The 12,847-nt window shown below is 70.9% G+C and carries 12 protein-coding genes and 1 riboswitch; of the genes, 11 read left to right on the forward strand and 1 reads right to left on the reverse strand.

What is annotated here, in order from left to right:
* The first annotated feature begins 2 nt into the window (after positions 1 to 2).
* The 10 genes from EAE32_RS09495 to EAE32_RS09540 all read left to right on the forward strand — a co-directional run bounded on the left by EAE32_RS09495 (position 3) and on the right by EAE32_RS09540 (position 11,268).
* Positions 3 to 1,634 (forward strand): solute symporter family protein, encoded by a 1,632-nt coding sequence (locus tag EAE32_RS09495; RefSeq protein ID WP_424321743.1) that lies wholly within the window; start codon positions 3 to 5, stop codon positions 1,632 to 1,634.
* A gap of 165 nt (positions 1,635 to 1,799) precedes the next feature.
* Complete coding sequence (locus EAE32_RS09500) at positions 1,800 to 2,063, forward strand: GlsB/YeaQ/YmgE family stress response membrane protein (protein WP_121845789.1); 264 nt, start codon at positions 1,800 to 1,802, stop codon at positions 2,061 to 2,063.
* Between the two features lie 128 nt (positions 2,064 to 2,191).
* On the forward strand, positions 2,192 to 3,454 hold the full coding sequence (gene dxr, locus EAE32_RS09505) for a 1-deoxy-D-xylulose-5-phosphate reductoisomerase (RefSeq protein WP_206059857.1): 1,263 nt from the start codon (positions 2,192 to 2,194) through the stop codon (positions 3,452 to 3,454).
* 50 nt (positions 3,455 to 3,504) lie between these two features.
* Positions 3,505 to 3,619: riboswitch (SAM riboswitch) on the forward strand.
* 86 nt (positions 3,620 to 3,705) lie between these two features.
* The gene (locus tag EAE32_RS09510) at positions 3,706 to 4,596 is read left to right on the forward strand and encodes a MetQ/NlpA family ABC transporter substrate-binding protein (RefSeq protein WP_240625064.1); all 891 of its coding nucleotides are present in this window, start codon (positions 3,706 to 3,708) and stop codon (positions 4,594 to 4,596) included.
* Positions 4,593 to 5,645: a methionine ABC transporter ATP-binding protein gene (locus tag EAE32_RS09515; protein WP_121845787.1), complete on the forward strand. Its 1,053-nt coding sequence runs from the start codon at positions 4,593 to 4,595 to the stop codon at positions 5,643 to 5,645. The genes EAE32_RS09510 and EAE32_RS09515 overlap by 4 nt, the downstream gene beginning before the upstream one ends.
* Positions 5,645 to 6,301 (forward strand): methionine ABC transporter permease, encoded by a 657-nt coding sequence (locus EAE32_RS09520; RefSeq protein ID WP_121845801.1) that lies wholly within the window; start codon positions 5,645 to 5,647, stop codon positions 6,299 to 6,301. The genes EAE32_RS09515 and EAE32_RS09520 overlap by 1 nt, the downstream gene beginning before the upstream one ends.
* Before the next feature lie 215 nt (positions 6,302 to 6,516).
* Positions 6,517 to 7,683 carry a flavodoxin-dependent (E)-4-hydroxy-3-methylbut-2-enyl-diphosphate synthase gene (gene ispG, locus EAE32_RS09525; RefSeq protein WP_121845786.1) on the forward strand — a complete coding sequence of 389 codons (1,167 nt, stop codon included), beginning with the start codon at positions 6,517 to 6,519 and terminating at the stop codon, positions 7,681 to 7,683.
* Positions 7,680 to 8,537 carry a GNAT family N-acetyltransferase gene (locus tag EAE32_RS09530; protein WP_121864993.1) on the forward strand — a complete coding sequence of 286 codons (858 nt, stop codon included), beginning with the start codon at positions 7,680 to 7,682 and terminating at the stop codon, positions 8,535 to 8,537. Before ispG ends, EAE32_RS09530 begins: the two co-directional genes overlap by 4 nt.
* Before the next feature lie 93 nt (positions 8,538 to 8,630).
* A complete protein-coding gene (locus tag EAE32_RS09535; protein ID WP_121864994.1) occupies positions 8,631 to 10,457 on the forward strand; it encodes a proline--tRNA ligase in 1,827 nt (608 codons plus the stop codon).
* A gap of 70 nt (positions 10,458 to 10,527) precedes the next feature.
* Positions 10,528 to 11,268 carry a TSUP family transporter gene (locus EAE32_RS09540; protein WP_121865041.1) on the forward strand — a complete coding sequence of 247 codons (741 nt, stop codon included), beginning with the start codon at positions 10,528 to 10,530 and terminating at the stop codon, positions 11,266 to 11,268.
* Between the two features lie 44 nt (positions 11,269 to 11,312).
* Here the strand turns inward: EAE32_RS09540 and EAE32_RS09545 are convergent, their stop codons facing one another.
* Positions 11,313 to 12,074 (reverse strand): hypothetical protein, encoded by a 762-nt coding sequence (locus EAE32_RS09545; protein WP_121864995.1) that lies wholly within the window; start codon positions 12,072 to 12,074, stop codon positions 11,313 to 11,315.
* A 255-nt stretch (positions 12,075 to 12,329) separates the two neighbouring features.
* Between EAE32_RS09545 and EAE32_RS09550 the strand changes: the two genes are divergently transcribed.
* Positions 12,330 to 12,821: a ribosome maturation factor RimP gene (locus EAE32_RS09550; RefSeq protein ID WP_121864996.1), complete on the forward strand. Its 492-nt coding sequence runs from the start codon at positions 12,330 to 12,332 to the stop codon at positions 12,819 to 12,821.
* The last annotated feature ends 26 nt before the right edge of the window (positions 12,822 to 12,847 follow it).

Below are 12,847 nucleotides of genomic sequence, written 5' to 3' on the forward strand. Positions count from 1 at the left end.
ACATCCTCGCCACCACCCTGCCGGCGGTGCACCTCGCGGAGGGCGCTTCGGCCACCGTGGGCAACCCCGCGATCAACATCTCCATCTTCCTCAGCTTCGTGCTCGTGACCCTGGTGGTGGTGATCCGGGCGTCGAAGTCCACGGCCACCGCGGCGGACTACTACGCCGGCGGCCGCTCCTTCTCGGGAACGCAGAACGGCCTGGCCATCGCGGGTGACTACCTCTCCGCGGCGTCGTTCCTGGGCATCGTGGGAGCGATCGCCCTGCAGGGCTACGACGGGTTCCTGTACTCGATCGGCTTCTTCGTCGCGTGGCTCGTGGCGCTGCTGCTGATCGCCGAGCCGCTGCGCAACACCGGCAAGTTCACCATGGCGGACGTGCTCTCGTTCCGGCTGCGCCAGCGTCCGGTGCGCGTGGCGGCGTCGATCTCCACACTGGCCGTGACGTTCTTCTACCTGCTCGCCCAGATGGCCGGAGCGGGCGCGCTCGTCTCCCTGCTGCTGGGCATCGGCTCCAAGGCGGGGCAGTCGCTGGTGATCGTCGTCGTGGGCGTCATCATGATCGTCTACGTGCTCGTGGGCGGCATGAAGGGCACCACGTGGGTGCAGATCATCAAGGCGTGCCTGCTGGTGACCGGGGTGGCCGTGATGACCGTGTGGATCCTGGCCATGTTCGGCTTCAACTTCTCCTCGATCCTCGGCGCGGCGGTGGAGACCAACAACAACCCCGCCATGCTCGAGCCCGGCCTGAAGTACGGCGTGAGCGAGATCTCCAAGCTGGACTTCATCTCCCTGGGCCTCGCCCTCGTGCTCGGTGCCGCCGGCCTGCCCCACGTGCTGATGCGCTTCTACACGGTGCCCACCGCCAAGGAGGCCCGCAAGTCCGTGGTCTGGGCGATCTCGCTGATCGGCCTGTTCTACCTCTTCACCCTGGTGCTCGGCTTCGGCGCGGCGGCGCTGATCGGCTCGGACCGGATCAAGTCGGCGCCGGGCGGGGTGAACTCCGCAGCACCGCTGCTGGCCTACGAGCTGGGCGGATCGGTGCTCATGGGGCTCATCGCGGCCGTGGCGTTCGCCACGATCCTCGCGGTGGTCGCGGGACTGGCCATCACGGCGTCGGCCTCCTTCGCGCACGACATCTACACGTCGGTGATCAAGAAGGGGAACTCGGATCCCCGCCGGGAGCTGCGCGTGGCCAAGACCACGGTGGTGGTCATCGGTCTGATCTCGATCGCGGGTGGCATCGGCGCGCAGGGGCAGAACGTGGCGTTCCTCGTGGCCCTCGCCTTTGCGGTGGCCGCCTCCGCCAACCTGCCCACCATCCTCTACTCCCTGTACTGGAAGCGGTTCACCACGCGAGGGGCCGTGTGGTCCATGTACGGCGGGCTGATCCTCTCCGTGGTGCTGATCGTCTTCTCCCCGGTCATGTCCGGTGCGGAGACGTCCATGATCCCCACCGCGGACTTCGCCGTCTACCCGCTGTCCAACCCGGGCATCATCTCCATCCCGGCCTCGTTCCTGCTGGGCTTCCTGGGCTCCGTCACGGAGCGCCGCAAGGAGGATCCGTACAAGCAGTCCGAGATGGAGGTGCGCTCGCTCACGGGTGTGGGCGCGGAGAAGCCCGTGGCCCACTGATCGCGGGGGAGGGCGGTTTCTGTGAGCCACATCTCCTACCCGACGGTAAGGCCTATAGTCCTGCTATCTGGTAGTACACTGAACGGCAGTTCGCTGACCAGAGCGAGGCTCGCCCCGTCATGTGGGCAACCGCATGCGCGAGCAACGACAACTTGAGGTGGAGAAATGGGCATTATTAGCTGGATCATCCTCGGTCTGATCGCTGGCGCCCTCGCCAAGCTGATCCTGCCGGGCAAGCAGGGTGGCGGGATCATCGTGACCATCATCCTGGGCGTCGTGGGCGCGTTCCTCGGCGGCTGGCTGGGCAGCTTCATTCCGGGCCTGCACGCCGGGATCGACAAGATCAGCATCGGCACCATCATCACGTCCGTGGTCGGCGCACTCATCGTGCTGCTGGTCTACGGCTTCGTGACCGGGCGTCGTCGCTGAACGACCCACAGGCCCTGAGGGGCCTTCGCGCAAGGGCGTCACCTCCGAGGTGGCGCCCTTGTCGCATCTGCGGAGCCGGGCCCACACCGCGTCCGGGCCATACTGGTCCCATGAACAGCGCACCCGCCATGACCCCGGACCTCGACCGCGCCACCCGGGACGCCCCCCGCAGTCTGGTGATCCTGGGCTCCACCGGCTCCATCGGCACGCAGGCGCTGGACGTCGTCGCCTCGGCGGCACGGCTCGCCCGGCCCGTCACGGACGCGGAGCACCCGCCCTTCCGGGTGCTCGCCCTCGCGGCCGGTGCCGGCAACCTGGAGCTGCTCGCGCGCCAGGCCGTGGACTTCGCGGTGGCGGCCGTGGGCACGAGTGGCACGGCGGACGACGCCGCCCGGCTGCGTGAGCTGCTCGCGGCACGGACGCGGGCGGCGTCGTCGGCGGCGCTTCCCGAGGTGTTCCACGGTCCCGAGGCGGCCACGCGGATCGCCGAGTGGAACGGGACGGACGTGGTGCTCAACGGGATCACCGGCAGCATCGGTCTGGCTCCCACGCTCGCGGCTCTCACGGCGGGGCACCGCGTGGCGCTGGCCAACAAGGAGTCGCTGATCGCCGGGGGGCCGCTCGTGAAACGCGCGGCCGAGGCCACGGGCCTCGCCGACGCGCTGATCCCGGTGGACTCCGAGCACTCGGCCATTGCCCAGACCCTGCGCTCCGGCACGGCGGGGGAGGTGGCACGTCTGGTGCTGACCGCGTCCGGCGGCCCGTTCCGCGGGATGAACCGCGCGCAGCTCGCGGACGTCACCCCCGCGCAGGCCCTCAAGCACCCCACATGGGACATGGGAGTCATGGTGACCACCAACTCCGCCACGATGGTCAACAAGGCGCTCGAGGTCCTGGAGGCGTCCCTGCTCTTCGACGTGGACCTGGAGCGCATCGACGTGACCGTGCACCCGCAGTCCGTGGTGCACTCCATGGTGCAGTTCGTGGACGGCTCCACGATCGCGCAGGCCTCCCCGCCGGACATGCGGCTTCCCCTGGCGCTCGGCGTCGGCTGGCCCCACCGCGTGACCGGCGCGGCGGTGCCGTGCGACTGGAGCACCGCCGCGCAGTGGACGTTCGAGCCCCTGGACGCCGAGGCCTTTCCCGCGGTGGAGCTCATGAAGCGCGCGGGGTCTCTGGGCGGGACCTGGCCCGCGGTGTTCAACGCGGCGAACGAGGAGGCCGTGCACGCGTTCCACCGCGGGGAGCTGGGCTTCACGGGGATCGTGGACCTCGTGGAGCGCGTGGTGGGAGACCACGACGGGGTGCGGGAGCCCACGCTGGAGGATGTCCTCGAGGCTGAGCGGTGGGCCCGGGCCCACGCGGGCGAGCGAATCTCCCGCGGCCGCTGAGGCACGGGCGGTGCCGGTGGTGCCGCAGTCCCGTGCTAGGCTCGTGGGCGGATGACGAGATCCGGCGCGTAGCTCTGGCTGGCCGGACGGCAACCCTCTCCCGTAGCGGGGTGCCCCAGATGACCATCCGGCCGCGGTTCGAAAAGATCACGGCAAGTGCGGTTTCTCTTCGAATGGCACGTGTCTGATCATTGCCCTCATCCAGGCGGGACCCTTCGCTCCGCGCGACCGGACCCCGACCCTGGAAAGGCATGATCGTGCGAACCAAACGACTGCTCCCCGTAGTACTGGCCACCACCCTGGGCCTGACCCTCACCGCGTGCGGTGGCGGCTCCGAGAACACGGACCCGGCCGCGGACGGCAAGATCACCATCGGCATCGTGGGCTCGACCCCCGTGCAGGATGCGCTCAAGGACGTGGCGGCGCAGCACGACGTCACGGTCGAGTACGTGGACTTCAGCGACTACAGCCAGCCGAACCCCGCACTGAAGAGCGGGGACATCGACATGAACTGGTTCCAGCACATCGCGTACCTCGCGGACTACAACAACAGCTCCGGGGACACCATCACGCCCGTGGGCTCCACGTCGATCTTCCCGCTGGGGCTGTACTCCAAGACCGCGAAGTCCGTGGGGGACCTCAAGCAGGGTGACGAGATCGCCGTGCCCAACGACTCCATCAACCTCTCGCGCTCCCTGAACCTGCTGAAGCAGCAGGGGCTGGTGTCCTTCACCAAGGACACGATCGCGCCCACGGAGCAGGACCTCGACGCCGAGAAGTCCAAGGTCAAGGTCCGCCCGGTCTCCGCCGAGCAGACCGTGCTGTCCATGGACTCGGTGGCCGGTTCCGTGGTCAACAACGACTTCCTGGACCGCGCGAACCTCGACCCGAAGAACGCGCTCGCGCAGGACGACCCCACCGCCGACAGCGCCAAGGTCTACGACAACCTCTTCGCCGCGACCCAGGCGAACGCGGACAACGAGACGCTGAAGAAGGTGGCGAGCTTCTACTACGACTCCACGGTCCAGGAGGCCGAGAAGAAGGAGACCAAGGGCACCGCCGTTCCCACCAAGGTGGACCAGCAGGAGCTCAAGGACCTGCTCGCGCGGTACTCGCAGGACCTCAAGGAGCAGAGCAAGTGAGCCCAGCCGACACGGCGAGCACCCTGGTCAGCTTCCGGGACGTCAGCAAGGTCTTCGAGACGGGGAACCGACGCCGCAGGCGCACGGTCACCGCCGTCGAGTCCGTGGACCTGGACATCCGCAGGGGCGAGATCTTCGCGGTCATCGGCTACTCCGGGGCCGGCAAGTCCACGCTCGTGCGCCTCATCAACGGCCTCGAGCCCGTGACCTCCGGTTTCCTCGAGGTTGCCGGGCGGCGCGTGGACGGCCGGTCGGAGACCCAGCTGGCACCCGTCCGCCGGGACATCGGCATGATCTTCCAGCAGTTCAACCTGTTCACCTCGCGCACGGTGGCGGGCAACGTGGAGTACCCGCTCAAGCGTGCCGGGTGGAGCGCGGAGAACCGGAAGGCCCGCGTGGCGGAGCTGCTGGAGTTCGTGGGCCTCACCGAGCGCGCCGGGAACTACCCCGAGCAGCTCTCGGGCGGGCAGAAGCAGCGCGTGGGCGTCGCCCGGGCGCTCGCCACGAGCCCCGAGCTGCTGCTCGCGGACGAGTCCACCTCCGCCCTGGACCCGGAGACCACCCAGGAGGTGCTGGGCCTGCTGCGCCGGGTCAACCGTGAACTGGGGATCACCATCGTGCTCATCACCCACGAGATGGACGTGGTGCGCGCCGTCGCGGACCGAGTGGCCGTGATGGACGGCGGGCGCGTCGTCGAGGTGGGGAGCACCGCGGAGATCTTCGCGCACCCCAAGGCGGAGACCACCCGCAAGTTCGTGTCCTCGGTGATGCGCACCGTGCCGCGGGAGGACGAGCTCGCCACGCTGCGCCGTGATCACCCGGGGCGCCTGGTGCTCGTGGACGTCTCGGACCAGAACCGGATCGGGGAGGTGCTCTCGGCGGCCGCGCGTGACGGTCTGCGCTTCGAGATCGCCTTCGGAGGCATCTCCATCCTGCAGTCGCACACGTTCGGGACGCTCACGCTGTCCCTCGACGGTCCCGAGGATGCCGTGACCCGGGCCGTCGACGCCCTGCGAACGGTCACCACGGTCCAGGAGGTGTCCGCATGATGGACTGGTCGACTCTCGGCCCGCAGCTGCTGAGCGCAACCGGGCAGACGCTGTACATGGTCACCGTGACCCTGGTCCTCGCCGGGCTGATCGGCCTGGCGGTGGGCGTGGGTCTGTACGTGACCCGGCGGGGCAACATCCTGCAGAACGTGGTGGTGTACACCATCCTGAACGTGGTGGTGAACTTCGTCCGTCCCATTCCGTTCATCATCCTGCTGGCCGCTCTCGGACGGGTGACCGAGGGGGTGGTGGGCACCCGCCTGGGGCCCAACGCCGCGATCTTCGCCATGACCATCGGCGCCACCTTCGCGGTGGCCCGGATCGTGGAGCAGAACCTCATGACCGTGGATCCGGGTGTGGTGGAGGCCGCGCGCTCCATGGGGGTGTCGCGCTGGAAGATCATCACCACAGTGATCCTGGCCGAGGCCCTCGGGCCGCTGGTGCTCGGCTACACCTTCCTGGTCATCGGCATCACGGACATGTCCGCGATGGCGGGCGCGATCGGTGCCGGTGGGCTGGGCGACTTCGCCCTGCGCCTGGGCTACCAGCGCTTCAACGACGAGGTCACCTGGGCCGCGGTGATCGTGATCATCGTGCTGGTGCAGCTCGTGCAGTTCTTCGGCAACTGGCTCGCGCGCCGCATCATGCGCCGCTGACGCGGCCGGGGCCGTAGCGCTCCCGCGTCCGCCGCACCACGCCGCCCCCGTTCGCGCCTCCCGCGCGGCCGGGGGCGGCGTCGTCCCCGCTGCCCGGTGCCCCGGCGAGGCACGCGTGGGAGGTTCGACGGGTCGCAGCCGTGGGGCACAATGGAGGCTGCACCACACGGGGCGCGCGTCACGGGCCCCGCACGTCGATTCCCTGGAGGAAATTCGTGACCTCGGTCAACCTCGGCATGCCCGCAGCACCCCAGCCCGTCCTGTCCCCGCGGCGGGCGACCCGCCAGATCAGGGTGGGCTCCGTGGGTGTGGGCTCGGAATCGCCGATCAGCGTCCAGTCGATGACCACCACGCCCACCACCAACATCAACGCCACGCTGCAGCAGATCGCGGAGCTCAACGCCGCCGGGTGCGACATCGTGCGGGTGGCCTGCCCGTCCCAGGACGACGCCGACGCCCTGCCGATCATCGCCAAGAAGTCCCCGATCCCGGTGATCGCCGACATCCACTTCCAGCCCAAGTACGTGTACGCGGCCATCGACGCCGGCTGCGCGGGCGTGCGCGTGAACCCGGGCAACATCCGCAAGTTCGACGACCAGATCGAGGGCATCTCCCGGGCCGCCGAGGCCGCCGGGGTGTCCATCCGGATCGGCGTGAACGCCGGCTCCCTGGACAAGCGGCTGCTCGAGAAGTACGGCAAGGCCACCCCGGAGGCCCTCATGGAGTCCGCCGTGTGGGAGGCCTCGCTGTTCGAGCAGCACGACTTCCACGACTTCAAGATCTCCGTGAAGCACAACGATCCCGTGACCATGGTCCGGGCCTACCAGCTGCTCGCCGAGCGGGGGGACTGGCCCCTGCACCTCGGTGTCACGGAGGCCGGGCCCGCGCTGCAGGGCACCGTGAAGTCCGCCACCGCGTTCGGCATCCTGCTGTCCCAGGGCATCGGGGACACCATCCGCGTGTCCCTCTCCGCGCCCCCCGTGGAGGAGGTCAAGGTGGGCAACCAGATCCTGCAGTCGCTCGGGCTGCGCCCCCGCAAGCTGGAGATCGTCTCGTGCCCCTCCTGCGGGCGCGCCCAGGTGGACGTCTACAAGCTCGCCGAGGAGGTCAACGAGGGTCTGGCCCACCTCACCGTGCCGCTGCGCGTGGCCGTGATGGGCTGCGTCGTGAACGGCCCGGGCGAGGCGCGCGAGGCGGACCTCGGTGTGGCCTCCGGCAACGGCAAGGGGCAGATCTTCGTCAAGGGCGAGGTGGTCAAGACCGTTCCCGAGGACCAGATCGTGGAGACCCTGCTCGCGCAGGCCAACGAGATGGCGGAGAGCATGAGCCTCGACGAGAACGGCCAGCCGGTCGAGGGTGCCCCGGTCGTGACCGCGGGGTGATCCTGCGCCGTTCGCCCCGGGTGCTCCAGCCCGCGGCCGTCGAGCCCGCGGCCCTGGACCGGCTCCTCGCGCAGGACCCCGTGTCCTCGGTGTTCGTGGCCTCCCACGTGCAGCGGGTGCGGGCGGCGGGCCGCGCGGCCCCGCCCGTCCACGGCGTGGTCGACGCCGCGGGGAGACTCGTGGGCGCGTGCTGGACGGGCACCAACGTGGTGCCCGTGGTGCTGGACGAGACCGGGGTCCAGCTCGTCGCGGCCACGCTGCTGCGCACCGGTCCGCGCTTCGCCTCGGTCTTCGGCCCCGCCGAGCCGGTGCTGGGGCTGTGGGAGCGGCTGCGCCACGCGTGGTCCGCGCCGTTCGACGTTCGTCCCGAGCAGCCGCTGCTCGTCATGGACCGGGACCCGGACCCGTCCCTGCTGACGGGCCCGGCGGCCGAGGTGCGGTGGGGGAGCGAGGCGGACGTGGAGCGTGTGCTGCCCGCCGCGGCCGCCATGTTCACCGAGGAGGTGGGGTACTCCCCGTACACGAACGGCGCGGAGGGCTACCGGCGCCGGATCCGCTCCCTGCTCCGGGAGCAGCGCACGGTGGTGCTCACCGACCACCGGGGTGCCGTGGTGTTCAAGGCGGACATCGGCTCCCTGCACGGGGACGTGTGCCAGATCCAGGGGGTGTGGGTGGCCCACGAGCTGCGCGGCCGGGGACTGGCCGTGCCGTGCATGGCCGCCACGGTGGCACTCGCCCGCACGGTGGCGCCCGTGGTGAGTCTCTACGTGAACTCGTACAACGCCCCCGCGCTGGCCACCTACCGCCACGTGGGCTTCGAGCGCCGGGGGGACTTCGCCACGGTGCTGCTGTGAGCACCCGGGCGTGGCAGCGCGCACCACAGCGATAGACTCGCGGGGACATCCGCAGTTTCGATCGGCCCGGTCACGGGCGGTTAGGACCTTTTCGTGCCGCTTCGCCTGAGTTCCCTGTTCCTGCGCACCCTGCGCGAAGACCCGGTGGACGCCGACGTCGACAGCCACAAGCTGCTGGTCCGCGCCGGCTACATCCGGCGCGCGGCACCCGGCATCTACACGTGGCTGCCCCTGGGACTGGCCGTGCTGCGCAGGGTCGAGAACATCGTCCGCGAGGAGATGGACGCGATCGGTGCCCAGGAGGTGCACTTCCCCGCGCTGCTGCCGCGCGAGCCCTACGAGGCCACCAACCGCTGGACCGAGTACGGCGAGAACCTCTTCCGGCTGCAGGACCGCAAGGGCGCGGACTACCTGCTGGCCCCCACCCACGAGGAGATGTTCACCCTCCTGGTCAAGGACCTCTACTCGTCCTACAAGGACCTGCCGGTGATGCTCTACCAGATCCAGACCAAGTACCGGGACGAGGCCCGCCCCCGCGCCGGTCTGCTGCGCGGGCGCGAGTTCGTCATGAAGGACTCCTACTCCTTCGACGTGGACGACGCCGGCCTGGAGGACTCCTACGCCAAGCACCGGGCGGCCTACGTGCGGATCTTCGAGCGGCTCGGGCTGCCCGTGGTTGCCGTGTCCGCCACCTCAGGGGCCATGGGCGGCTCGCGCTCCGAGGAGTTCATGCACCCCTCCGTCGTGGGGGAGGACACCTTCGTGCGCTCCGCCGGTGGCTACGCCGCGAACGTGGAGGCCGTGACCACCGTGGTGCCGGACCCCGTGGACTACACGAACGCCCCGGCCGCGCAGGTCCACGAGACCCCGGACAGCCCCACCATCGAGGCGCTGGTGGCGCGCTCCAACGAGCTGCACCCCAGGGAGGGGCAGCCGTGGACGGCCGCGGACACCCTCAAGAACGTGGTGCTCTCCGTGTCCCTGCCCGAGGGCGGGAAGCAGCTCGTGGCCATCGGCGTGCCCGGTGACCGCGAGGTGGACCTCAAGCGGGTGGAGGCCGGGATCGGCCAGGCCCTGGAGGTGGGCGGTGAGCTCGAGGTCGCCGCGGCCACCGAGGAGGAGCTGCGCGCCGTCCCCGAGCTCGTGAAGGGCTACATCGGCCCCGGGCTCAGCCGCGACGACGCCCTGCTCGGTTCGACGTCCCGCACGGGCATCCCGTACTTCGTGGATCCCCGCGTGGTCCCCGGAACCTCCTGGATCACGGGCGCCAACGCCGAGCAGAGCCACGTGTACCACCTGGTGGCCGAGCGCGACTTCACGTGGGACGCCACCCTGGAGGCCTGCACGGTCCGGGACGGCGACCCCGCCCCGGACGGCTCCGGGCCGCTGGAGATCGCCCGCGGCATGGAGATGGGCCACGTGTTCCAGCTCGGCCGCAAGTACGCCGAGGCGCTGGGGCTCAAGGTGCTGGACAGCAACGGCAAGCTCGTGACCGTGACCATGGGCTCGTACGGCATCGGCGTGACCCGTGCGCTCGCCGCGGTGGCCGAGTTCTACCACGACGAGCAGGGCCTGCTGTGGCCGCGGGACCTGAGCCCCGCGGACGTGCACGTGGTCGCCACGGGCAAGGGCACCGAGGTGCTCGAGGCCGCGGAGGAGATCGTGGGCCACCTGGAGGCCGCGGGCATCACGGTCCTCTTCGACGACCGCCCCAAGGTCTCCCCGGGCGTGAAGTTCCGGGACGCCGAGCTGCTGGGCGTCCCCACCGTGCTGGTCGTCGGCCGCGGTCTTGCGGACGGCGTGCTCGAGCTCAAGGACCGCCGTTCCGGACGCAGCCGCGAGATCCAGCGTGAGCAGGTGGTCGCAGAGGTCACCACCGAGCTGCACGGTGCGGACGGGCCCGCGGCGGACACCCTCTGACCGCGTGGAGCTCTCCCTGCTCGCGGGGTCCGGCCTGGACTCCGCGAGCCCCGGCCTCCTGCTTCTGCTCATGACCACGGGGCTGGCGGCGGGCTTCATCGACGCCGTGGTGGGCGGCGGCGGCCTCCTGCAGCTGCCCGTGACGCTCATGATCCCCGGGCTCACCCCGGTGCAGGCGCTGGCCACCAACAAGATGGGTTCGGTGTTCGGCACCGCCACCTCCGCGCTCACGTTCTTCCGGCGGGTCCGTCCCGACCTGCGCACGGCGCTTCCCATGGCGGCCGTCGCCCTCGTGGCCTCGGGCCTGGGCGCCGCGGTGGCCGCGGCCCTTCCGGCGTCCGTGTTCAAACCGGTGATCGTCCTGGCGCTCGTGGCCGTGCTGCTGTTCACGGCCCTCAAGCCGTCCATGGGCCGGCTCACGGCCCTGCGGCACACCGGGGCGCGGCACTACGGGCTCGCCGCCGCACTGGGCGCGGGCATCGGGTTCTACGACGGGGTCATGGGCCCGGGCACGGGCTCGTTCCTCATCATCGGGCTGGTCTCGGTGCTGGGCTACAGCTTCCTGGAGGCGAGCGCCAAGGCGAAGATCGTGAACCTGGCCACCAACCTGGGGGCCCTGGCCGTCTTCGCCGCGCACGGTTCCATCCTGTGGGGGCTCGGTCTGGTGCTGGGACTGAGCAACATGGTCGGCGGCTACCTGGGCGCCCGCACCGCAGTGGCGCGGGGCAGCTCGTTCATTCGCGTGGTGTTCTTCGCGGTCGTCTCGGTGCTGATCGTGAAACTGGGCTGGGACGTCCTGACCGGCCGGTGACGGCTCCCGTGACGGACCCCACCGCGGATCCCCGTGGGCGGGGGTCAGGGCCGGCCCGGCAGGGCGGGCACGGGCTGCTCCGGGTCCAGGACCTGGCCGGCGCGCGCCGCGGTGCGCAGTGCTTCCAGTATCCACGCGCGCTGCTCCCCGGACGACGACGCCGCGGCCCGCACCAGCGTGTCCCGCGCCTCCTGCTCAGCGCGCCCCAGAGCCCGGACCGGGTCCTCCTGCACACCGGGGGGCAGCTCGTGGTGTCCCGCCACGGGGGGAGGCTCGCACTCCAGCACCGGCGCCACCCGGGGGTCGGACAGGGCGGCCCGGTGCAGCTCCGCAGCGCCATCCACCAGCCCACCGGCGGTGCCGGCCTCCGGTCCCGTGCGCGCCGCGGCGGTCTCGGCCGTGAACAGGGAGCGGTCCACCGCGGTGACGGCGGTGGTGAGACCGCTCCCGCAGGCGTCCTCACGATCGGTGACCGCCCCTCCAGTACCCCCCGTCTCCTGCTCCGTCTCCCGTGCATCGTCCTGTGAGCTGAGAGCGTCGGCCCCGCGGCCGCTCGCGGCGCCCGCCCACCAGGAGGCCGCCACCGCGGCGAGATCTGCCGTGAGGTGCTCGTCCTCGGTGCTCCGGGCCAGGCGCGCCAGATCGTCGGCCGCGGCCTCGAGGGACGGGGGAGCGGGTGCCACCGCACCGCGCTCCTCCAGTCGCCGCTGCTGCGCCGGGGTGGCCGGTGGTCCGAACGCATCGAGCTGGCGGGTCAGGGCGTCCTCGGGCAGCAGCCACGGATTCGGATGGAGCTGGGTGCGCACGGACCCGGTGGCCGCGCGCGGCGAGGCGGGCGGCGTCGTCGTCGGACAGCGGGCGCCAGAGCGACCACGCTCCGGCGGCCAGGACCAGGAGCAGCGCGAGCACGAGTCCGAGGGCCGCGAGGCGCCAGGCGCGGGCGCGGTCGGCGGGCGGGTGGGAGCTCACGAATTCCTCCGGGGGACGGGTGTCCTTCATGATAGGGAGGAGCACCGACCGGCACAGGCGCACCGCCGCCGAGCACCCCGTGGAGAGGACCCATGACTTCCGACCAGAACGCACCCATCCGCGCCACCGTGGAACCGGTGGTCGAGGCCGCCGGACTGTTCCTGGAGCAGTGCGAGCTCACGGGCCAGGGCGGCACCCGCACCCTGCAGGTGCTCGTGGACCTGCCGGACGGCACGGAGGCCCTGGACCTGGACCGTGTGGCGGCCGTGGCGCAGCAGGTCTCGGACGCCCTGGACCGTGAGGATCCCGTCCCGGGCCCGCCCTACGAGCTGGAGGTCTCCTCCCCGGGCGCAACCCGCGCGCTCGAGACCCCGCGGCACTGGCGGCGCACCGTGGGCCACCTGGTGCGGATCCGACCCCTGGAGGGGGAGCGCTACACGGCGCGGCTGATCGAGGCCCACGACGACCACGCCGTGGTGCAGCGCTGGCACCAGCCCAAGAAGGGGATGCCCGTGAAGTTCCTGGACCCCGAGCGCGTGGACTACGCGCAGCTGCGGGGCGCCCGGTCCGAGGTGGAGATCTGACGCATCCCCCGGGGATGTACCATGGC

Source organism: Kocuria tytonicola (assembly GCF_003687175.1).
GTDB classification, from domain to species: Bacteria; Actinomycetota; Actinomycetes; order Actinomycetales; family Micrococcaceae; genus Kocuria; species Kocuria tytonicola.